A 23,149-nucleotide genomic window follows, 5' to 3' on the forward strand; every position below is an offset into this window, starting at 1 on the left:
GCCTTCGCAGCGATGACGCCTCGATATTTTGAGCTTAACTGAACAGCATTGCCAGCATGATACTGTCTTAATGTGACAATCCATATAGTTGAATTGATCATCGCGTGTAAATTACACTTAGTTGGCGACAGGATCGATTTGACATTTGACGTCCCTCCAACCATCCATCAAAGGCGAGTCAAGTTAAGTCAATAAAGGGTTTAGTTATTCCCATAACGCCGGAAATATGCGATCAACCCCCGCGTGGAATCATCAAGTTGCGCGTCGTAAGTTTGATTCCCTTCCAAGGCTGGCAATAGACTATTGGCTAATTGCTTACCCAGTTCCACGCCCCATTGATCAAACGAATTCAGTCCCCACACCACACCTTGCACGAAGACTTTGTGCTCGTACAGAGCTAATAACATACCGAGTTGGAAGGGATCGAGACTCGGCATTAGGATCGTCGTCGATGGTTGATTGCCAGCAAAGACTTTATGCGGTAATAACTTCGCAATCGCTACGTCCGTCAAACCGGTCGCCGCTAACTCTATGCGTGCTTGTTGCTCAGTTTTTCCAAATGCTAAGGCCGAACTTTGCGCCAAACAATTCGCCAACAACGGCGCTTGGTGTCCGGGCAATGGGTAATCACTGCTCGCAGCCACCACAAAATCACAAGGAATTAGCCAACCGCCCTGATGCAGTAATTGGAAAAATGCATGTTGGCCATTGACGCCAATTTCACCCCAAACGATAGGATTTGCACGGCAATTTAGAGCTGCGCCATCGCGCCCGACTGTCTTGCCGTTCGATTCCATTTCTAGCTGTTGCAAGAATCCTGGCAAATGACGCATGGATTCGTTGTAGGGCAAAACTGCGGTGGTTTCGGCACCAAGAAAATTCGTGTTCCAAATAGAAATCAAAGCCAATAAGACGGGCAAATTTTTCTCTAGCGGTGCGCTGCAAAAATGTTTATCCATGGTTTCAGCGCCCTCTAACAAGCGCTCAAACCCACGCATGCCGATCGCCAATGCAACCGACAAGCCGACCGCTGACCACAAGGAATAACGACCGCCTACCCAATCCCAAATCTGCAAGATATTCGATTCTGGAATGCCAAATTCTTGTGCTTTACTTGGATTGGAAGTGACCGCAATAAAATGCTTGGCGATGGCCCACTCTTCCATCGCGGATGCCAACAACCAAGTGCGCGCGGTATGCGCATTGATACTGGTTTCTTGGGTGGTGAAGGTTTTCGAAGCGACGATGAACAATGTCGTATGCGGGTCGAGCTTCTCAAGTAACGGCGCTAAATGTGCGCTATCGAGATTCGATACGTAATAGAAATTCAATCCCGGATGTTGTAAGGCAGAGAGCGCGCGGGTTGCCAGCTTAGGCCCTAAATCTGAACCGCCGATCCCAATATTCACGATCGTTTGTATCGCGTCACCTTTGAAACCGCGCCACAAACCACTACGTACGCGCTCAACGATATCGCGCATTTGTTTGCGCACCGCATGGACTTCAGGCATCACATCATTTTCGGCATTGGGAAATGGTGTGAAATCGGTATGACGCAAAGCCGTGTGTAAAACCGCGCGGTTTTCGCTGAAATTAATTTTTTCACCAGCGAACATACGATCACGCCATGCAGCGACTTCGGAATGTTCGGCCAATGCCAATAAGTCTTTCAAAGCTGCGGCATCAATTCTCTGCTTGGAATAATCGACCAATAAACCATCAAGTTCCAAGGAAAAATGCTTAAACCGTTCCTCGTCTTCGGCAAACAAATCGCGCAGATGTTGATCTTGCAGGCGCGCTTTGTGAACCAATAAAGCTTGCCATTCAGGAGTATTGGTGAGATTCATTGTTATGTTCAGTCTATGCAGGCAAAAGATTAGCAAGCGCAACGTATTGCTCTAATGGGATCGCTTCCGCACGCAGTTGCGGATCGATCCCGACCTCCATCAATTGCTGCTCGGTGAATAGACCGGCGACACAATTGCGTATGGTCTTACGACGTTGCGAAAACGACTTGGTCACGACTTGTTCCAAGTTCTGTAATTTGCACGGCAGTTTTTCTTTTTTGGGAATCATCCGCACAATCGCAGAATCGACGCGCGGTGGCGGATCAAACGCCGTCGGTGGGACGATGAAGAGCAGTTCCATGTGATAGCGCCATTGCAGCATTACCGATAAACGACCGTACTCTTTACCACCCGGCTCTGCCACCATGCGCTCAACGACTTCTTTTTGCAGCATAAAGTGTTGGTCTTCCACTTGCTCGGCGTACTCGGCAAGATGAAATAGCAAGGGGCTAGAAATATTGTATGGGAGATTGCCAACGATGCGCAGCTTCTTGCCTTCGTTCACCGGGATCGATGCAAAATCAAATTGCAAGGCATCACCTTCATGAATGATCAATTTAGTTTGATCAAAACTTTTCTTCAAACGTGCGACTAAATCACGATCGAGTTCGACCACGTGCAGTTGATCCAAACCTTCTAGCAACAGACGTGTCATCGCTGCCAGACCCGGGCCAATCTCCACCATGCTCTCACCAGGTTTGGGACTAATGACGCTAATAATGTCACTCAAGACCTGCTGATCAGTGAGGAAGTTTTGACCAAAGCGTTTACGGGCGATGTGTTTCATATTATTTGTATTGTTTCGTTATGGCGTAGCGATGTCATTCACACGCGAGGATAACTTAGTGATGGCTATTCGCCGGATTGGAGTTGGCATGCTGGCGTGCCACCATTTCTGCCGCAATACGAATCGCGACTTTCATACTGCCTGCATCGGCTAAACCTGTGCCTAATTTTGCTAAATCTAAAGCGGTACCGTGATCGACCGAGGTGCGTATCAGTGGCAAACCCAAAGTGATATTCACACCCAAACCAAAACTCGCATGCTTTAACACTGACAAACCTTGATCGTGATACATCGCTAGCACGCAATCGGCGTCTTTCAGATACTTTTGTTGAAACAATGTATCGGCGGGAAATGCACCATGGACATCCATCCCTAAATTACGTGCATGTAAAATCACAGGATTAATCACGTCAATTTCTTCCTGTCCAAGGTAACCATTTTCACCCGCATGTGGGTTCAAACCAGTGACATAAATCTTGGGCTTGGCAATACCAAATTTGTCTTGCAAATCGCGGTGAATAATCTGCAAGCTGCGTAGCAGGTCATCAAATTTGATCGCATCAGGAACTTCACGCAAGGGCAAATGCGTAGTGGCTAATGCAACACGCAAAGGCTGCGGCAAATGGGCCGAGGCTTCACACGCCAACATCATGACAACTTGCGGCGTATGGGTTTGTTGTGCCAAGTATTCAGTGTGTCCGGTAAATGCAACGCCAGCATCATTGATCGTACTTTTTTGCAGCGGCGCGGTAACCATGGCATCACACCAGCCTTGCTGTATGCATTCGATGGCTAAATCCAAAGTCGCTAACACTGAGCGACCGTTCCGTGGATCCAGTTGACCTGCGACGACATGCGCAGAGAGTGGACTGTCGATAACGGTGATTTGATCTTTACCACAACCGGGCAAACCGTTATTGCGTAGCGCCTCCTGCGAGATGCCCATGAGTCGAATATTTTTATCCAAATCATGCGCCAACATCGCCAGATAAGCGGCGTCACCAATCAATATGGGCCGCACCTGCGCACGCAATTCCCAAGCCGCCAGCAAGGATATTTCTGGACCGATGCCGGCTGGCTCACCAACCGTAATTGCAATGACAGGTAGACGCGATCCCATTATGTTTGATGATGACTCTGATTATTTCTGTTCGTTGCGAAACTCAACATAGGCACGGTCGCGCAATTGACGCAACCAGTCTTGCAAAGCGTCTTCGGATTTACGTGCGCGCACGGATTGACGCGCTGCAACGCGCTTACGCTCTTTAGAGTCATCACTGACCTTACGTTCCAAGACCTGCAAAATATGAAAACCCATTTGCGTTTCGATAGGATCACTGACCTCATTGATCGCCAATTTATTCATTGCTGCTTCAAAATCAGGGAAGGTGTCACCTGGATGCACCCAACCTAAGTCACCGCCTTTAGCTGCAGACGTATCAACGGAATTGGCTTTAGCTAATTCCTCAAAGGTCGCGGTTTTGTTGACGATTTTTTGCTTGAGTTCTGCCAAGGTATTTTTAATTTGCGCCGCAGTTAAGAGCGGTGTAGGACGCATCAAGATGTGACGTACATTGGATTCTTGTACCGTTCCTGTTGCTGCCACTGGAGCGATATCACGCTTGCCCAACAATTTAAAAACGTGAAAACCATTTGGGCTGCGCACGATTTCAGAAAAACCACCGACGAAACTAATTTTATTCACAGCCTCGATAAATACCGGTGGGATTTTATCTTGTTCACGCCAGCCGACCTCGCCACCTTTTAAGGCTTCATTCGAATCGGAATATGTTGCGGCCAATTTGGCAAAATCATCGCCGATACGCAGTTTCTTATACACTTCTTGCATCCGTGCATTTCGTTGCGCAATGATTTCTGGGGTTGCATTCTCTGGAATACGCACCATGATGTGCCCCAGATTAATTTCCTGATTTTTGCTTGGTGCGACTGCTTCTGCCGCTAAAAAGTTATCGACTTCGAGTTCGGATACCTGCAACTTGCTTTCCACTTCACGCTCACGTATGCGTTGCATCATGATGTCATTGCGAATTTCTTCACGGAAGGCAGCAAAAGACGTGCCGTCTTTTTCAATCTGATTGCGCATGTCTTGCATGGTGGTCTTGTTTTGTTCCGCCATTCTTTGCAAAGCACGATCAAGCATCAGGTCGTCAATCCGCATCCCCTGCTCTTTCGCCAATTGCACTTGCAAAAGATCGATAATCATACGCTCCAAAACCTGTTTTTCCAGATCTGCACGCGCTGGCAATTGTGTGCCTTGTGCTTTCAAACTACGCTCAATGGAAGTGATACGATCTTCTACCTCCATTTTGGTGATCACTTCATCATTGACGACAACCGCGATACCGTTAATTATTTTGGCTTTTGAGACTTTTTTCGGGGCAGCTTTGGCGCTATTTGCCAAAGGGTCTTCAATTGGTGCCACCGGTGAATTGACCGGCGTTTGGGCAGCGGTCGCTGACTGTGTCCAAGCAGAGCTAGAAAAAGAGAGCCCGAACAAAGCCGTCAGGCATACAGATACACAGAGTGCTGCTGGGCGTTTCCATTGATTCATGTGCAAATTGTGTCGCATAGTGGTCCAAAATTCATAATAAAAATGAGGCGCTTGCTAAGTTACCCCGTCTTTTATCGCCGTTTTCTGGCGAAAGCTGCAATATACACGCTAATTCGTGGCCTGATAACCTGAAATATTCTTTTTCAAAGTTTCCACAGGATTTGAGCCGAAGCCAATTCTCGCTAAGCCATTTAGCTCTAGCTGGATAGAAAACCCCGAATTATTCGAAAGATTGGTGGTGGCAAAGCGATGTGCCACAAAACGCAAAGCCCAGCAATCTGCACGATATTCAAATCCCGCTAAACCCTCAACCATTTTATTATTTTGCAAAGAGTAATTGCTTTTACCAACCACATACCAACGGTGAGCTACTGGCCATTGACCGGATAACTCCAATTGCTTTAAGACCTCACGTTGAAATTGATATTGCAAGTTGAGAATTTTTTTCGGTGCGGGTTGCCAACGGATTCCATAACTCGAACGCTCGGTTTGGCGGTCACTTTGACTCACCTGTAATGCGGCTTCAACATTCAAGGTATCGGAAACTTGTCCACTACCTGCCAATAATAAGTCGGAGCGGCTAGGATTGGTTTTACCATCCAGACTGACTTTTTGCGTATTAAAATAAAATCGTTGGCCGAGCGCAAATTTAAATCGTTCAGCACCATTATCCTCAATAAAACGCGACACCAGCGCGGTTGTGACCTGATTGGCATCGCCGATGCGATCATGTCCGGTAAAACGATTTTCACTGAAAATTTGTGCAAAATTAAAATCAGCCAATGCCGTATCAAATAAAGGAAAATCTCTTTGATCACGATATGGCGTATTCACGTAAAACAAACGCGGCTCTAGCGTTTGCGTCATCTTCGTTCCCAACAAACTAGCACGACGTTCAAAAATCAAACCACTATCTAAAGAAACGCTGGGAACGGTTCTTTGCAAACGATTCGTTTTGGAGGTCAGCGGATCTTCAATTTGATAGCTGGCTGCATGTAAAGATACTTTAGGAACGACAAAAAACCCCGGCTGAATATACGGATAGGATAATTGTGGATTGACCACTGTCCGGATTCCGCGAGTCAAAGTTGGGTGCCAAAATTGGGTTGCCAAAGCATCGATTGACCAATCCATACCCCACACATCGCTTTGCCCTGCATGGACAGTCAATTGCGGCAATCGCTCATACGGCGCGGTAATCGGTGCAGTAATATCTTGCAACACTTGAAAACTAGTAGAGCGCAATGAGGCATTCCAAAAAGAACCGTAGTAATCAAAACCAATATCACGCACTAATAAGCGCTGCGCCGTCTTGTTGGTCGAATTCGAAAAATCAGCAGGATAATCATTATCCGATGCCTTATTCATGTTCCATGACAATACTAAATTTGGCATTACCGCTTGTCGGTGAATCGAGGTCCCAAAATAACGCGTCGTTTCCGTCAATTTATCGCGAATAATTTCGACCGCAGATTCGCCCGCGTAGGTTTCACCTAAATAGCGTCCTTCCATACCCAATTGCAAACCACGTCGGGCAATGAATTTAGGGTGCAAAGTCAAATCACGATTGGGCGCGATATTGAAATAATACGGCACGCCAAATTCCACGCCGCCTTTATTCGAGTGCCCAACCGTTGGTGGCAAGATGCCTGAGTGACGGGCACCAGATAAAGGAAAGCTAAACTTCAACCACGACGGCGTGCCCATAATTGGCACACCTTTAAAGTACAAGACCGATTTACCAGCAACCCCAGTATCGATCCCCGTATCCAAACTCATGGTATCCGCCTTGAGATACCAGTCCGGCGATAAGCCATCACAGGTGCTGTAAGTACCGTTGGTGATTTTGGCTTTTTCTTCGCTTTCAAATTCAATTTTTTCGGCGCGTCCCTGCCCATTATTTTTGGCTAGAAAATAGCTAGGATTGTGAACATAACCAACCCCAGTTTCCAAAATAAAGCGCATCAAATCGCCGCTGTAACAATCACCATTGCGTCGAAGTTGGACATTGCCGCTGGCATCTAGTTGATCTTCAATTTGCAAATAAGTCGCTTTATCGGCAGTGAAATTCAAATCACCACGAGTCACCTCAACCTGGTGATCCAAATGCACGACGCGATCTGGCTGACCACTCACTTGCTCCGCCTGAATGACGGTCGTGCCGGGTTTAAGTGTCAATTGCGGATCGACTTTGAGAACTAGACTGTCTGAATTTTTTACAAGAGAAATCGGATTTGCTGATTGCGTTTGTGCCTGAACTGGTGCAAATGCGGCGAGCAAACAGCCTGTAATAAGCGTCTTGGCAAATACCGGACTTGCTGGAAACATAGCGACCGATGGCGATGAATGCGATAATAGCGCTTTTGTTGAAGGGCTTTTACGACGCCTGAAATGATTGTTTGATGACATTAATTTAAGTGTTTCATAGCGATTGCGCTAAAGATACTAAGGATAATACCCATGCCGACTTGCCGTTGCCAATATTACCAACTGAGCTGCGAGCGAAGCGAATAAATCCGATAGCCAATAAGGCGTCTATTATAGGCGGAAACACTGGGTCAAAGAATTTTCATGACTAGATTAGCAAGCGAGGAACTCCATTCGTTATTAATTATTAAAGATTAAATAGCGCATTCTTCAACACCACCGATTATTTTTGTTATACGAGCTCACCAATGACGTTGCCAATTCAAACCACCACAACAGAGCAAGACGCACAGCGCCTGCAAGACTTACATCTCTGGCTAAGCAACATCGCTAGCCCAAAACTAGATCTAAGCAGCATACGCCCCGCCTCCGCCGACGCCAGCTTCCGCCGCTATTTCCGCATCGACGGCGAAGCCGAAGGCACAAAGTACAGCTTCATCGTGATGGACGCACCGCAACCGCAAGAGGATGTCAAACCTTTCATCCAGGTCGCGCAATTGTTTAAGCAGATCAACTTAACAGTGCCAGAAGTGTTGGCGCAAGATACCGAGCAAGGATTTTTGCTGTTAACCGATCTCGGCACCACCATGTACTCGCACGTGCTCAACAGCGACACTGCACACAAACTGTACATGGATGCGATCGATTCTTTGGTACTGCTGCAAACCCAAAGCCAGCCTGATGTGTTGCCCGAATACGATAGAGAATTTCTCAAACGCGAATTGATGATATTCCCTGAGTGGTATATCAATAAGCATTTGGGCGTGACGCTCACTGACGAACAAAACGCCAATTTACATAAAGTCTTCGACGCATTGCTGGCGAATATCATGGCGCAGCCACAAGTCTTCGTGCATCGCGACTATCATTCTCGCAATTTGATGTTGATGGACAAAGGCAATCCCGGCATTTTGGATTTTCAAGGGGCTTTGTACGGTCCACTGACTTATGATTTGGTATCTTTATTGCGTGACGCTTATGTGCAATGGGATGAAGAAATGGTCTTGGATTGGGCGATTCGTTACTGGGAAAAGGCGAAAAAAGCTGGCCTGCCAGTCGCACCCGATATCGATAGTTTCTATCGTGATTTCGAATTCATGGGCTTGCAACGTCATTTAAAGATACTCGGCATCTTCGCCCGTCTCGCCCACCGCGACGGCAAGCAGCATTATCTCGCCGACATGCCAACAGTGATGGATTATGTACGCAAGACTTCCCATCGCTATAAAGATCTGATCCCGCTGTTGCGCTTATTGGATGTGTTGGAAGAAACCGCTCCCCAATTCGGCTACACTTTTTAAAAGGATCGCAGCATGAAAGCAATGATCCTTGCAGCTGGTCGTGGCGAACGCATGCGTCCGTTAACCGACACTTGTCCTAAACCGCTATTGAAAGTACGTGGTCGCCCGCTAATCGTTTGGCATATTTTGAATTTAGTCAAAGCCGGCATTACCGAGATCGTCATCAACCATGCGCATTTGGGACAAATGATCGTCGATGCGATCGGTGATGGCAGCAAGTTTGGGGCACAGGTGTCTTACTCCGCTGAAGAAACTGCCTTAGAAACCGCAGGTGGTATCGCCAAAGCATTGCCACTACTGACGGATGGCGAAGAGCCCTTCATCGTAGTTTCTGGTGACATCTACATTCCGCACTTTAACTTTGCTGAATGTTTAAATACCTTAGAAGCCGAAGACATGTGGGGCAATCCGCATCCTTTAGACAAGCGCGATGTGGCTTGGTTGTACATGGTGAAGAATCCTAGCTTTCATCCTAAAGGCGATTTTTCTTTAAGCCTAATGGGATTATCAAACGAAGACAATGCCGGTGCAGAACGCGTCACTTTTGGGAACATCGGTGTGTATCGTCCCGAAATGTTCGCTGGCATTCAAGCAGGTGACTACGCTAAACTCGCTCCCATCTTGCGTAAATATGCTGATCAAGGCCAACTCGGTGGCGAGCTTTATCGCGGAGAATGGCATAACGTCGGGACGCCAGAGCAATTGGCTGCTTTGAATGCGCCACCGATCGCCATCACAGCACAAAATAATCCGCATTAAATTAATTCACCGATTAGATTTTTTAAAGTCACACTGAGTAAACACGCAAAGCATGTCGAATCCAAGCTCCAAAAACCGACGCAGCAAAATCGCAATCTGCGGCGCAGGTCCGGTTGGTCAGGCCTTAGCTCTGATGTTGCACCAACATGGATTTGCAGCTGCTGATATCGTTTTGTTCGACGCAAAAACCAGTGACCAAGCCAGCCAGGATGCCCGCAGTATTGCGCTCTCCCATGGCAGCGATCAGATTCTCAGTAAGCTACATGCACGACCACTAAAGACGACTGCGATCACAGAAATTCACGTATCGCGCCGTCGTCATTTTGGACGTAGTTTTTTGACTGCAGCCGATTATCAATTACCAGCACTCGGCTATGTAGCTCGATATGGCGATATTGTTAGTCCTTTAGAAAACAGTTTAGCGCAAGCTGGCATCATCACTCATCGCCCTGTACAAGTTATCGCTATCAATGACGGCGATCAATCTGCCAATATTCATTTGCAAGATGGCAGCGTGCATAGTGCTGACTTTGTGATTCAAGCTGAAGGCGGTACGTTTACGGATCAAGAACAAAGACAGCAACATCACGATTATCAGCAGACCGCGCTAATTGCCCACGTGTTGGTAGATAGTCCGATTGCGCATCGCGCTTTCGAACGTTTTACCGATCAAGGACCGATTGCCTTGTTACCGCAAGATGAGGGTTATTCCTTAGTCTGGTGTATGCGCCCAGATATCGTGCCAGCGATGCTAGCCATGGATGACGCCGACTTTTTACAGGCTCTGCAACAAGGGTTTGGTGAACGTCTAGGACGATTTACTTCAGTGAGCAAACGCGTCTCCTACCCGCTTGGCTTAAACGCCCAAGCACATGCAGGGCAACGTACGGTACGCATAGGTAATGCCGCACAGACTTTACACCCCGTGGCAGGACAAGGCCTCAACTTGGGATTACGCGACGCATTTTGTCTGGCGCAATGCCTGAGTCGCGATTTCTCTTCACTAGCTTTGCAGACATTTTTAAATCAACGCAAAACAGACAGACAGACTACGATCAGACTCACCGACACTATGGCAAAAATATTTGCCAGCAGTCCGGATGGTAGCTTGATGCAGGCTTTGGTCGGCTTGGGTTTAGGCGCGGTCGATTTGCTGCCAGCTGCAAAAAAGACGCTCGCAGAACAAATGATGTTTGGTTGGCGGTGAGCCGTCGCGATGAAAGACCATGCTATTCACTCAAGATAAAACTGAATCATTAAGCCGCTTAGTATTCATTTTCTATCACAGCCATTTACTCTAAATCTCAAATTCAAAACCCCTCAACGCAGAGGAGCTGAGACGCCGAAAAAACGAAAAGAGAGGAAGCAAACAGGCATCAAGGTTTTCTCTGCGCTTCTCTGCGCCTCCGAGTCTCGGCGTTGAGGGGTTTTAACCATTAAGTCTATTTATATATCTTACAAATGGACTACAAAGACGGACGCTTTTTAGCCCCAGCCAATTTCTGATTCGCAGCAAATGCAAACGTCAATGTCGGCACATCATCCGCCTGCAATTTCACATTAACTGTCAATAATTCATCACGTCGGAAAGCATGTACCTGCACTGTTTCACCAACGCTATAAGCAGCGAGCAAATTCGCTAAACCATTGCCCGCATCGGCAGCAGTAACACGCAAACCATTGATCGCTACCAGGACATCACCAGCGGACAAACCAGCACGATGCGCGGCGCCATTTTCGTACACATGCGCCAACTTGCAATCAGCACCGCTCTTACTTAAGCGCGCATTCAAAGAGGCTTTTTTCGCAGTCGATTGATCTTTCACATCCACCGCAAAGTCCGCATACAATTTCGCCAGCGGCACATCTTCTATACCTTTGATGTACTTGTCGATAAAGCGCTTAATCTTCACGCCAGTCACTTGTTCGACCAAGCTTTCAAACTCATCTTCACCGAGACCTTGTTGCTTACCAGACTTCGCTTTCTCGTAAAAATCTTTACCGTATTTTTTCCACAGCGCGCGCATCACATCATCGAGTGATTTCTTACCTTCGGTTTCATGACGTATAGTCAAATCCAAGCCGAGTGCGACCAAGGAACCCTTAGCGTAATAACTGACAATCGCATTCGGCGAATTTTCGTCTTGGCGATAATATTTAGTCCAAGCATCAAAACTAGAATCGGCGACACTTTGCTTTTTACGTCCTGATCCACGCTGTACCGCATTGACAGTTTTTTCGATCAATTTCAAATACGCCGCTTCATCAATCAAACCGCAGCGACGCAAGAACAGATCGTCGTAATAACTAGTAAAGCCTTCAAACAACCACAGCAAATTGGTGTAATTTTCTTGGCTCAAATCGTAGTTGGCAAACACGGCTGGTTTGATCCGCTTGACATTCCAAGTATGGAAATATTCATGGCTACACAGTGCTAGAAACCCACGATAACCATCGCTAAAACTAGCATCATTTTTGGTCGGCAAATCAGCACGATTACAAATCAAAGCGGTTGACGCACGATGTTCCAAACCACCATAACCTTCACCCACTGCCATCGTCATAAACACATAACGATCCATCGGTGCTTGCTTGGTTCTCGGTTCAAAAAATGCGATCTCGGTTTCGCAAATTTTCTGCACATCTTTAGCGATGCGCGCCAAGTCGATATTAGGCACTTTGCCTGTGACCACAAAATCATGCGGCACACCATGCGCTTTAAAACTCACCAACGCAAAATCACCCATCTCAACCGGATGATCCATCAAATCATCATAATCACTCGCGATATAAGTACCGAAGCCATAACGCTTGGCTTTTAATTCAGGCAAAGAAGTGGCGACACGCCAAGTCTTGGCTGCGGCATGTTCTGGTTTTTGAATATCCACGATATGCGCAAGCTGCTCTTGTCCATGCACTTGCAAGAACACGCTGGTGCCATTGAAGAAACCGTGCGATTGATCCAGATGCGCGGCGCGCACCGATAGATCCCACGCATACACTTCGTAACTGATTTGCAAACTGGCGTTAACATCGCAAGCGGGGGCTTGCCAACTGGTCTTATTTAATTTCTTTAATGCAATTTTTTTGCCATTCGCTTGCGCACTAATACGAATAATATTGCGCGCAAATTCACGCACCATATAACTGCCAGGTATCCACACTGGCAAGGACAGGACTTGTCCATTCGGATCAGGATTTGTGATCGTTAAAGTCACATGAAATACATGGGCAGCTAAATCATCGGAGGTAATGCTGTAATGCACAGCGGCGAGTTGCTTAGTCATCTTTAGCTCCACGATTACAAACGAATATTGGCGGCTAGGAAGGTAAACACTTGCGTCGTCACCACCACTGCCGTCAAACGAAAACGCAGCTCGACGAACCAAGATGGCATCGCAAAGCGTTGATACATACGCTTATCGTATTGATAGGAATAGATAAATGCCGCCATCTGAATCAAGAATCCGACCACAGTGATTTGCGACAAAGCAAACCACGCAATGATCACTGGCAGTACGCCAGATAGCAAATCACGTTTCGCATCTTGTGCGCTACGGTCTTTACCAATCAGCGCCAGTCCCCAATGCAAACCGCCCAAAAATCCTAAAATGGCAATGCCATAAACTAACTGCGCTTCAACGAAGAATTGCATCCATTCCGGATGCACAATCCAACATAACAAAGTCAGCAAGACAAAAGGAACCAGGCCAAGCAAACCAAGTCGCGTGGCAAATTGTTTATCAATATTATTCATACAGACAAGAGATGGTCGCAGAAAATGCGAAAGTGAAGTAAAGACGCTATTTTAGGCGAAATTTGAGGGGAATACTTCGAAGTTGCTAGGAACAGCAATGAAAATGACGTAACTTTTTACTGACATACCTGACACTGCGACCTTATGAATGCATCACCACACGCATCACAGCATATCTTCGGGTCTATCGATATCTTGCAAAATACCAGCATCATGTAAAACGATCTCCGTCACTGGTGCGCTTTGCAATAGTTGACGGGCGCCACGATCACCTTCCAATCTAAGTAATTGATCCACATATTTTTTTGAAAAACCAACAGGATTGCCGCGCTGGCCGGCATACACGGGAACCACAATCTCAGCTCCAGCCGATAGGCAATCGCGAATGGCCTCAATACTCTGCACACTCACAAAAGGCATATCTGCCAGCGCGATGATAAATCCATCCACACCATCTGGTAGATGTTGCAGCCCTGTACGTAGCGAATGTGCCATACCTAGATCGGCATCAAGGCAAGGATAAGTAGGGACTTGCAGCGCATCAAGTGCCAAGCGGATTGCATCAGGGGTTTGAGCAATCACAGCAATACTCAATGGCAGAGCTTGTTGCAAATGCTGTGCACTAGTCGTGATAACAGAAGTACCCGAACTCAAGGTTTGCAACAATTTATGCTGTTGACCTGTCGGATCAAAACGCCTCCCCCGCCCGGCTGCCAGGAGTATGCCGCAGCATAGAAAAGCGTTGTTCATCGTGATTGATCAAATAGGTGATACTACTTTGCCGCGACCGATGGATTTTTGATGCTGGCAAATTTATCTTCTAAGGCTTTCATATCCACCATGCCTGGCAACCGCGATCCATCGGTAAAAATCACAGTTGGCGTTCCAGTCACCTTCAGCTTTCTGCCCAATGCCAAGACTCTTTCATGTGGTGCCGTACAACTAGCCGCGGCTGCATTCGCCACTTTGCCATTCATCATCCAATCATCCCAAGCTTTGCTACGATCAGCAGAACACCAGATATCACGCGATTTAGTGGCTGAGTCATCCGACAAAATGTTATACATGAATGTGTAGATAGTGACATTATCAATTGCCTGCAAAGACTTCCTGAATTTTTTGCAATAGCCGCAATTAGGGTCTTCAAATATCGCCATCACGCGCTTACCATCACCTTTGACATATTTCACCGCAGCGTCTAAAGGCAACTCAGAAAAGTTCACGCGATTCAATTCATCGGTGCGTAGCTTCGTGTAGTTAACCGTCCCCTTCACATCGATAATACTGCCAACGAAAACGTATTTCGCTTTTTCATCGGTGTAGACGATTTCACTACCCATCCGCACTTCATACAAGCCACCATACGGTGTTTTCGTGACAGAATCGACCGTGGCACCACCGGCAATATTGGTCGTAATCATTTTTTTTATGTAGGCTTCAGTTTGTGTCTGCGCGAACGCTGATTCAATCGCTCCAACAAAAACAAGAGCCGATACGGCCAATGCAAAAACACTCTTTTTCATAATCGCTTTCAAAATAATTTCATATTCAGATTATTTTCCCATGGCATGGGAAATCAATTTTCTTTTTAAGACAGGTAAGCTATTTAGTAAGTTCATTCCCACATTGCGCGCCAGACGAACGGCAGGAAATGGACTACCAAAGAGACGCGCCAAGCCGTCTGTTGTGATTTGCATCAATGCGACCTCTTCGCTGCGGGCTCGACGATAACGACTCAATAGTCGCGAGTCTCCACAATCTCGATGCGCTTCACGTTCACTCAAAATTTTCAATAATACCTGCACATCACCAAAGCCCAGATTCATTCCATGTCCAGCCAAAGGATGCACCGCATGAGCTGCATCACCAATTAATGCGACGCGCTCGGCCACCATGCTATGCGGACGAATCAAGCGCAATGGAAAAGACTTAATCGATTCTGGCTGCAAAGGCGTTAATTGCCCCAAATCTGACGCCGCGTATGGCGCAAGTCGATGTGTCAACGCATCCAAAGTCCCAGCCATCAACTCCGCAGCCAAGGCATCGGGTGCGGACCACACTAAGGACACCTGATTGCCAGGCAACGGCAACAAAGCAATGATGCCCTGCTCTTCTACAAACCACTGACGGGCGATCCCGTGATGCGGTTTTTCGCAAGCAAAGTTGGTCACCACGCCTTGCTGTCCGTAAGAACGATAATCCAAACCGATATCAGCCTGACCTCGCACCCAAGACTGCGCTCCATCGGCACCGACAATCAACTGCGTTTCTACTTGCCGACCATCAGATAAATGAATCTGCGCGCCGCTTGAATCGGTAACAAGTTTTTCTGCCTGACCAACGACATATTGAATATTTGGCGCAAAACCCAAAGCGGCATCCAAAGCATGGTTCAAATTACTATCTTCAACTATCCACGCCAACTCATTGATATACGCACCATAGGCATCAAAGTCGAGCTTACCATCCACCGCCTCAGCCGCATCTTTCACTTCCATACCTGTAATGGGCGCTATCCGAGACGCATCCAAGGCACCCCAGACTTTGAGACTATCAAGCAAGGCATGTGCGACATGATTCAGAGCAAACACGCGCACATCCCATTCCTTAGAAAGCGTCCGTCCAACATTCGGGGGCGTCTTCGCAGCACTTAACAAAGTCACCGACAACCCAGCCTGCGCCAAGCCCAAAGCGGCAGCCTTACCAACAACCCCATCGCCAACCACACAAATATCCGAACGAATCATTTGATGACTCATGGCTAACCTCTATATAACGGAATCCAGCAAAACCCACCCAAGCTGCCTATTATACGTGAGCTGATTCTCTTATTAAGAACCCCTTGATTTGTCTTGATGTGAGGCCATCAATGAGGTCAAAACAGAAAATATTTGCTTTTTCCCGAATAGGTGTCTATAATTCTTGGTCTTGGCCTGGTAGCTCAGTCGGTAGAGCAGAGGATTGAAAATCCTTGTGTCGGTGGTTCGATTCCGCCCCGGGCCACCAAGAATAATGCGGCTCACAGCGATGTGGGCCGTTTTGTTTTGCTCCGCAATTTTTCGCTCGCTCCGCAATTCTTCATTTTCTACACCATTTCCAACTTAATTCTACTTAGTTGGATTTACCCGATCGCCGCGCCGATTCTTAATATAGTGTTCAGTCATTGCCAAATTTTTATGACCTAACTGCTTTTGCGCTGTTCGAATATCACCAGATGCGAGTGCAGTATCTGTTCCCGCTTTTCCACGAAGATCTCGTAGCTGATATGAGGCAACGGCAGCAGCCATGTTTTCATTTCCTTCTGATTTCAGCTGCGTCACCAATTTCTTACGTAAACGGCGAAATCGTTGACTCATCATTGAATAAGTGACTTCATTGCCGGCCTCATCAACGAATAGTTGATCAACTTTCGAGTTCGTATTTTTTCGAAGCTCCATTAACTCATTTATGAGAACCCCCAACTCGTAGGTCTCTCCTTTTTCATTCTGCAGATTCATTCTAAGCTTCTGGCCAGTTTTGTTTTGTTCAAAAGAAATTACAGCATCGCTTAGATCACAAATCGACATAGAAAATATGTCAGAACTTCTCTGTGCCGTTAAATATAAAAGTCTAATATATCGCTGAAGGACTGCATCAGCATTGTTCAGAACATATTGAAAAACATTGTCCTCAACGTAAATTTTTCGACCTGTTTCTTTATGTCCCCTGACTCCCATGCATGGGTTCACATTTTTAGTCATCCCCCAGGCGCGCGCGGAATTAAAAAGGGAACTAAACAAAGCCCTTTCACGGTTAGCTTGGATTGGCGCTTCCTTCCTCCACTGCAAATATCGCGATATGTGCTGAGGCTCAATTTCATCGAGAGGCGCGCTCTCAAAAAATTTCAAAATGTTTTTTATATGACGTGAATAATCACGCTGCGTGTTCAATGCCAACTTAGATAGTTCGTCACGTGAAAAACGTTCCCAGACTTGCTCGATTGTTGCTCGATCGACCTCGACGATCACTTCTGTCGGATGACAAAGCTCGGCCCATTTTCGCATAGCAATCGCCAGATTTGATCCAAGCGGAATTTCTTTCCGAGGCTTCCCACCTACATCAAAGTAATAATAGACACGCCCACTTTTTTGGACTCGGCGCCTTAACCCAAGCAATAGATCCAAATTCTTATGTCTTTTCCGTCCCATATCTATCCCAGGCTCGGGCTCCATTTTTTATGGTCTTTAAGGGCGCTTTGAATCGGCGCACCTTCGACCCAAGAACGAAAGATTTTAGGTTGGCCTCGGGAAGATAAGATAAAAGGAATACCCTGTTTTTTTAAATACTCAATTTGTTTTCTTGCACTTTTATAGCCTGTCAAGTCTGACACCACAGATTCAGGCAGAATAGAATTATCCATATATACCACCTCAAAATATTTTGAACTCCCAAAAAGAGAATGCCACACAACGTTCACACGTCAATCCCAATTTCGCGCCTACACCTACACACAGGAACATCATTCGACCCAATTTGCTAAAATACGGAGCCAAAAAAAGTTTATTTAATAAATTAATGAGAATTATCGAAAATAGGTCAATGTATTTGAGATTGAAAAATGCCCCATTTCCTGACTAACAATTTCTACAGCATCTTTCCAAAGGAATCCGTTTGATTGCAGATGATTCAGTCGACGTTGAGCATACGTATGTCGTAGTCCGTGCGCTCCGGTAGACCACCCGAATTTCTTTTTTGAGAGCCGAGAAAATTGTTGAGAGAAAATTTGTCCTCCAATCAAGTCATAACGTTTCAGATAATGGATTTTTCGACTTGTTTTTTGAATCGGCTTTTCAAACGCCAACACCTCCAAACGGTTCGAAAGTGCAACACTAAGAAATACTGTTCGCTTCAATCCGCCCTTTCCAATCACGATATAAGGAACACCATCGTTCATTCCTTCAAATCGCTCGCTAAGCCAACTGCGTTTATCTTCACGGGACTCTGTGACAGCCGAAATCGTGTCAAGCTCCACAGCGCGCAGCCCTGCAAATGCGGCAATTTCGATAGCAAGACTCAGACGAATCGAACACGATTCAATCAAGAATTGAATTTGCTGGTCACGGTACGCACGTGGGAGCAAAATTGTGGGTTTTTCGCTTACAACAAAATCAAGACGCAGATCAAAAACTAAACAAATCGCTTGCCGATACCCGTCCAAAGTTTTTTGACTCCATTTGGTTGCACCCTGCAATAAGAAAAGTTGTGCGACATTAATCGTAATTCGGCTGGTATTAAATCCACTACTGCTCACCCATTTTAAAAAAGTCAATATGCAACTCTTATACTTGTTTTCCGTGCCAAGTGATCTTATAAACTTCCGACCGAGGAAATGCATTTCTTGGCTGCGTGAGACATGATGTCGAGTGCGCTTAATTACAGCAGACTTAGCCTGCTCTTCGATTGGTCTAAAACTTGTCATCACTCAACTCCTTTTTTCTTGAGTTTGGCCAAACCCCACCATTACTTTTTTTCACAAAGTGGTAGACCCTATCTGTTGTTACCGTAACGTTTAAATGCCTCTGAATGAGTAAAACCAACATCTTCTTCGACACATTTTTTCGATTGGCCCAAGACAAAATCTGGGTTTTGTATTGGTATAACTCAGTTGTTTGAGATTTCCGCGGCTTTTTTGCAATTTTCATTTGCACACGAATCTCCTCGATTTGCTCATCACAAAGAAGTTCACAAATTTTTTTCATAGCATCCTCAAAAGTTAGTCATAACCTAAAAACACATGAATTAAGTTTATTATTTAGCTCAAAGTAAGATCATCAATGTCTAAACACTGGCGCATGTGGTAATGCGACTGGCCCCCATTTGCTCCATAAGAGATACGGAAAAGGCTCGGACTCATCTGCCTTGTTTTTGATACGGAGAATAGATTTCTTAAAAAAATGGCTTCAAATTACTTTCGTGCAATGATTTGCATTGCAGAGGGTATGATTGGTGATTGAGCATTTCGTTGAGCGTGCGAGAAGACGTCAGACCAAGATATTTGTCACAGAATACCTGTCGTCGAAAAGCAGCAGTTGATAGGAAAGAGCACAGAACCAGGTAGTAGATTCTGATCTAACCAGTGTGATAAGAAAAATGAATGTTACTTTCTTTGTGAGAGCATTAAAGCCTCCCATAAAAGAAATGTCTGTACCATAAGTCGAAAAAAATAAGCAAGCCAAATCTGGGTAGACTCTCGCATGCAGAAATTTTCTTGGGACACTGAAAATGCTAGTTAACTCTAGCTAGAACACACTAACTTTAAAAAATTGCGAGAAACTAGTGCAATTATTTAGGTTTGAAAATATTGTCTGATTATGCTGGGTACCCCCAGCGGGGAACCATACAAGATGGTTTGGAATTCGTTTTTAACACATCAAAGTGTTTTCCTTGGATCCATATTGGATCATTTTTCTGCGAAGTTCAAGCAAAAAAACGATGTATACAACATATTTTGGGCATATTTTTGGGCGTAAACCAGGCTGAATTTCGGGCGTGCGATTTGGGTAAAAGAATGCGAAAAACCAAGTCCAGTAAGGCTCTCCTCAAATTTTCTAGAGCTACAGAGCAGCGTTCCGCTAAAAAAATAGACATTTCCACCTGCTTTCAGAAACCAACTTGGTTTAGAAAAAATTTTGTTGCGAAACCTAGATTTGCTTTTACAAAAGAATCCGAAAAGTGCTGAGAAAATGGTTTTCTAAAATCAAATTAATATCCCTTCGAATTTACTGAAGATCCCACATTAGAATTCCCCAATTTCCCTCATCACCCAATTTGAATGACTGACGAACCCGTACCGTCAAGATCTCAAGACGCCCTCCTTTGGTTGGAATAAAGGTTGGTATGATTTCATACATTAGGCTCATTCGCCCGGTCTAGTTAGGCATTGAAGTTCGCCCAAATCACATATTAAATATTGGCGATAGTCTTTATTCGAAAAATTCATAGTTGCTCCGAAACTAAAGTCGACGTTTCTTCACGAATAGTTGAATCTCTTCAGCAAGAACTATTTATCACGACATGGCTTGTCGCGAACAACGCTTATCTTTCGAATTCTGCGCCAGCCAGTGTGCCATTTGAGCTGGGTATAAGCGGCCTTAGTGTTTCACACAAATATCTATGGTCTTATCGGATTCAGTTTTTGCGAAAGGAAAAATTATGATGAAAAACCGCCTCGCTATTTGCGCTCTGATCGCGGCCTTTACACTCAGCGCTTGCGCAACAACAGGAGTGAACTATCGCCCGATAGTCGATACCAAAAATGTCGATATGAATAAGTTCGAAGCAGACTTGGGCGAATGCCGACAATACGCTGCACAAACAGCAGGCGCTGCGGAACGTGCCGCGGCTGGTGCAGCTGCGGGCGCGATCTTTGGAGCATTACTGGACTGGCCGCGGCTGCTGGTGTTAGAAACGACCGCAGCGCAGTTGCCCGCGTTGGCGCTCTCAGTGGCGCGGTTAGCGGTGCCGCAGAAGGCGAAACGGATCAACGCAACATTATTCGACGCTGCCTTGCAGGGCGTGGATATATGGTCTTGCAATGAAATCACTCTATAGTCATATTGATCGCAGTAGTGCCATCCCGAAGAATCGCTAAAACCCGAAGGATGTTGAACACACCAAAACTCAACATCCTTCTTTGCAAGATTTAGCCAAAGAAATTTTCACCTCGATCGGTGGTAACTGAGTTTGAAATCCCAGAGATCCTATTTATGCACTGCTCTTTCACGGAACCCTCTTAGCATGCAGCAATGCTCAACAACTTCGTTCAAAAAAATCTTCATTCTTTTTCTTGCTCGCGGCCTCTTCGTTTTCGTTCTTCATCTCGAACGTAATCGACACGATTTTCGTTGATTACCTCATACAGTTATATAGGTACATATCTCTAGTTATTCGGATACGCTGCAATTCGGCGTCGAGCAATATCGCCGTATGAGAAATTCAAGACGTAGAAATAGGTTACGACAACAAACAAAGTAACTGAAACCTAAGTCATGATCAGACTAGTCATGAGCAATCCCTGCTGAGGTTGGCCTAACAGAATAGTCATTCTCAGATTGCTCGTTCACCCACTCAAATCCATCTGCTGGGTCGAGTCTTCCTTTGCCATCCCATACGACATTCGGATATTGTTTATGCTGCATTCCTTTAGGAAAACTCAAGTACTCTCTTTGCACCTGTTCTTCGGCAACTAATTCACGATAAATTCTACGTCTCGTCGAAAAGTAGCGAAACAAAAACAATGCAGCAAATATGACCATAAGAGGAGAACCTGCGAGTAAGCAAATCACTCCACAAATTCCATAGAAATAGAGGAGCTTGACCCCTTCAAGCTTCATTCTTCTCGTAATCTCTTTCTCAATCGCCGCATTAGCAATCATGGATGCGCTTCCAATTGAAATCTGTGCTATCTCCTTAATAGGAACTTGTACACCTTTGCTAGCAACAATTCGCTCGGCCTCCGCCACTTTTACAGCCTGTTCTTGGAGCGCCACGAGGCGACCTCGAATTTCAGAAACGACTCCTTCAATCTCCACTATGCCGATCGAATGTGCTAACTCTGTAATTTGCATCTCAGCATCGATGCATGCCTCAGGAGTATCTAGTGACAAGCTTTTGAGTTTGCCTTTTATCAAATCAATCTTATACTCCTTAATGCCAGGCGCTACGTTCGCAATCGAGACCTGCTCCACATCGTTCTCGTCGTCACCGAACTGTCTGATCCAATATTTGTAAATGTTGGGATTGTGCGGGTTCAATTCCAAAGCTTGCGGAATCAAAATTTTTGCTTGATCATTTGCGACGCGACCACTCTCTAAATTCGCCAATATAGCATTTGAACGATCAACATCAACTTCCGTAGGAAACTGATAAACGATCTCGGGAAAACTACGGCTATTGACCAAATCAACAACCGCCAAATGCAATGAGAAAACGATCGCTTCCAAACGATCAGATAAATGTTTGATCAGATCTGGATTCTTAAAGTACTTCTCTTTCTCACCCTTTAACTCTGCACCATCAATTGCACTACCAATGGAATTTCCGACTTTATTGATTGCAGAAATAGCGAGATTCGCTGCGCCTGCAACAGCCATTCCTTGCACTGCTCCGTCGACACCAAATCCTCCGCCTACAATCGTTGGCCCACCCTGTCCTTCAAGACGACGCCCTGTTTCAAATGAGTCCGATGCCTGCATAAATTGCGCATAAATATTCCTGACCTCGAAAGTATCCGACTCCCATGTATTATATTTACTCCAAAATTTGGAAATAAATGTCTCGTCACTAACGTCGTAAATACCCAAGCTCACCAAATCGGTCATGCAATGATCTACCGATGAGGCGAGCAATTGACTCATAATCGAATCTAACTGCTGAATAAGTTCATCGAAATTTGATATGGAAGATCGGTACAAGGACGTGAACTCATTCTTCTTCAGGCTTGCCAAATCCAAATAGGTTTCCCTTAGCTTGTTATAAGCAGATCGCTCTTTGCTCGGCTGAGACAAAAGAGAGGAGAGTCTTTCATACGGCATATTTCAATTTCCTAACGAAACAGTTTCAAATGTAATTTCATCTCGCCGTGCAATTTTTCCCAAGGGCGATCCGATAAATTCAGATTAAATCAAAGCTCACAATACCTCTCATTTCTAGCGACACATT

19 protein-coding genes and 1 tRNA gene are annotated in these 23,149 nt (G+C 45.7%); 5 read left to right on the forward strand and 15 right to left on the reverse strand.

The window, feature by feature from the left end:
* Positions 1–200 precede the first annotated feature (200 nt).
* From pgi to H8K52_RS06615, 5 genes are all read right to left on the reverse strand, one after another.
* A complete protein-coding gene (gene pgi, locus H8K52_RS06595) occupies positions 201–1,847 on the reverse strand; it encodes a glucose-6-phosphate isomerase (RefSeq protein ID WP_186922095.1) in 1,647 nt (548 codons plus the stop codon).
* A 13-nt stretch (positions 1,848–1,860) separates the two neighbouring features.
* Positions 1,861–2,634: a 16S rRNA (adenine(1518)-N(6)/adenine(1519)-N(6))-dimethyltransferase RsmA gene (gene rsmA, locus H8K52_RS06600; RefSeq protein ID WP_186922096.1), complete on the reverse strand. Its 774-nt coding sequence runs from the start codon at positions 2,632–2,634 to the stop codon at positions 1,861–1,863.
* A gap of 55 nt (positions 2,635–2,689) precedes the next feature.
* Positions 2,690–3,754: a 4-hydroxythreonine-4-phosphate dehydrogenase PdxA gene (pdxA, locus tag H8K52_RS06605; protein WP_186922097.1), complete on the reverse strand. Its 1,065-nt coding sequence runs from the start codon at positions 3,752–3,754 to the stop codon at positions 2,690–2,692.
* 21 nt (positions 3,755–3,775) lie between these two features.
* Positions 3,776–5,224 (reverse strand): peptidylprolyl isomerase, encoded by a 1,449-nt coding sequence (locus H8K52_RS06610; protein WP_246464330.1) that lies wholly within the window; start codon positions 5,222–5,224, stop codon positions 3,776–3,778.
* 90 nt (positions 5,225–5,314) lie between these two features.
* Positions 5,315–7,534 (reverse strand): LPS-assembly protein LptD, encoded by a 2,220-nt coding sequence (locus H8K52_RS06615; protein WP_186922098.1) that lies wholly within the window; start codon positions 7,532–7,534, stop codon positions 5,315–5,317.
* Between the two features lie 347 nt (positions 7,535–7,881).
* Here H8K52_RS06615 and H8K52_RS06620 point away from each other — a divergent pair, with 347 nt between their 5' ends.
* The 3 genes from H8K52_RS06620 to H8K52_RS06630 are packed head-to-tail and all read left to right on the forward strand — an operon-like array spanning position 7,882 to position 10,900.
* Complete coding sequence (locus tag H8K52_RS06620; RefSeq protein ID WP_186922099.1) at positions 7,882–8,934, forward strand: aminoglycoside phosphotransferase family protein; 1,053 nt, start codon at positions 7,882–7,884, stop codon at positions 8,932–8,934.
* A gap of 12 nt (positions 8,935–8,946) precedes the next feature.
* Positions 8,947–9,693 carry an N-acetylmuramate alpha-1-phosphate uridylyltransferase MurU gene (murU, locus tag H8K52_RS06625; RefSeq protein WP_186922100.1) on the forward strand — a complete coding sequence of 249 codons (747 nt, stop codon included), beginning with the start codon at positions 8,947–8,949 and terminating at the stop codon, positions 9,691–9,693.
* Between the two features lie 52 nt (positions 9,694–9,745).
* Positions 9,746–10,900, forward strand: coding sequence for an FAD-dependent monooxygenase (locus tag H8K52_RS06630; protein ID WP_186922101.1), 1,155 nt, complete (start codon positions 9,746–9,748; stop codon positions 10,898–10,900).
* Between the two features lie 259 nt (positions 10,901–11,159).
* Here H8K52_RS06630 and H8K52_RS06635 read toward each other — a convergent pair whose 3' ends face one another.
* From H8K52_RS06635 to H8K52_RS06655, 5 genes are all read right to left on the reverse strand, one after another.
* Entirely contained in the window at positions 11,160–12,980 is a 1,821-nt protein-coding gene (locus H8K52_RS06635; protein ID WP_186922102.1) for a M61 family metallopeptidase, read from the reverse strand.
* Positions 12,981–12,994: 14 nt separating this feature from the next.
* Entirely contained in the window at positions 12,995–13,450 is a 456-nt protein-coding gene (locus H8K52_RS06640; protein ID WP_186922103.1) for a DUF3429 domain-containing protein, read from the reverse strand.
* Between the two features lie 165 nt (positions 13,451–13,615).
* A complete protein-coding gene (locus tag H8K52_RS06645) occupies positions 13,616–14,200 on the reverse strand; it encodes a nucleotidyltransferase family protein (RefSeq protein ID WP_186922104.1) in 585 nt (194 codons plus the stop codon).
* 23 nt (positions 14,201–14,223) lie between these two features.
* The gene (locus tag H8K52_RS06650; protein WP_186922105.1) at positions 14,224–14,973 is read right to left on the reverse strand and encodes a DsbC family protein; all 750 of its coding nucleotides are present in this window, start codon (positions 14,971–14,973) and stop codon (positions 14,224–14,226) included.
* 30 nt (positions 14,974–15,003) lie between these two features.
* On the reverse strand, positions 15,004–16,209 hold the full coding sequence (locus H8K52_RS06655; RefSeq protein ID WP_186922106.1) for an FAD-dependent monooxygenase: 1,206 nt from the start codon (positions 16,207–16,209) through the stop codon (positions 15,004–15,006).
* A 171-nt stretch (positions 16,210–16,380) separates the two neighbouring features.
* On the opposite strand from H8K52_RS06655, the gene H8K52_RS06660 reads away from it, so the two are divergent.
* Positions 16,381–16,456, forward strand: a tRNA-Phe gene (locus H8K52_RS06660).
* A 101-nt stretch (positions 16,457–16,557) separates the two neighbouring features.
* Here the strand turns inward: H8K52_RS06660 and H8K52_RS06665 are convergent.
* The 4 genes from H8K52_RS06665 to H8K52_RS06680 all read right to left on the reverse strand — a co-directional run bounded on the left by H8K52_RS06665 (position 16,558) and on the right by H8K52_RS06680 (position 19,188).
* Positions 16,558–17,661 (reverse strand): tyrosine-type recombinase/integrase, encoded by a 1,104-nt coding sequence (locus H8K52_RS06665; protein ID WP_186922107.1) that lies wholly within the window; start codon positions 17,659–17,661, stop codon positions 16,558–16,560.
* Positions 17,640–17,849: a DUF4224 domain-containing protein gene (locus tag H8K52_RS06670; protein ID WP_186922108.1), complete on the reverse strand. Its 210-nt coding sequence runs from the start codon at positions 17,847–17,849 to the stop codon at positions 17,640–17,642. The genes H8K52_RS06665 and H8K52_RS06670 overlap by 22 nt, the downstream gene beginning before the upstream one ends.
* 162 nt (positions 17,850–18,011) lie before the next feature.
* Positions 18,012–18,908, reverse strand: a complete 897-nt coding sequence (locus H8K52_RS06675) for a site-specific integrase (protein ID WP_186922109.1) — start codon at positions 18,906–18,908, stop codon at positions 18,012–18,014.
* A complete protein-coding gene (locus tag H8K52_RS06680; protein WP_186922110.1) occupies positions 18,895–19,188 on the reverse strand; it encodes a hypothetical protein in 294 nt (97 codons plus the stop codon). The genes H8K52_RS06675 and H8K52_RS06680 overlap by 14 nt, the downstream gene beginning before the upstream one ends.
* A gap of 1,453 nt (positions 19,189–20,641) precedes the next feature.
* Between H8K52_RS06680 and H8K52_RS06685 the strand changes: the two genes are divergently transcribed.
* The gene (locus H8K52_RS06685; RefSeq protein WP_186922111.1) at positions 20,642–21,040 is read left to right on the forward strand and encodes a hypothetical protein; all 399 of its coding nucleotides are present in this window, start codon (positions 20,642–20,644) and stop codon (positions 21,038–21,040) included.
* A gap of 446 nt (positions 21,041–21,486) precedes the next feature.
* Here the strand turns inward: H8K52_RS06685 and H8K52_RS06695 are convergent, their stop codons facing one another.
* A complete protein-coding gene (locus H8K52_RS06695; protein ID WP_186922112.1) occupies positions 21,487–23,022 on the reverse strand; it encodes a hypothetical protein in 1,536 nt (511 codons plus the stop codon).
* Positions 23,023–23,149: the final 127 nt, after the last annotated feature.

Origin of the sequence: Affinundibacterium seohonense (genome assembly GCF_014284305.1) — a bacterium.
GTDB lineage: Bacteria > Pseudomonadota > Gammaproteobacteria > Burkholderiales > Burkholderiaceae_D > Undibacterium > Undibacterium seohonense.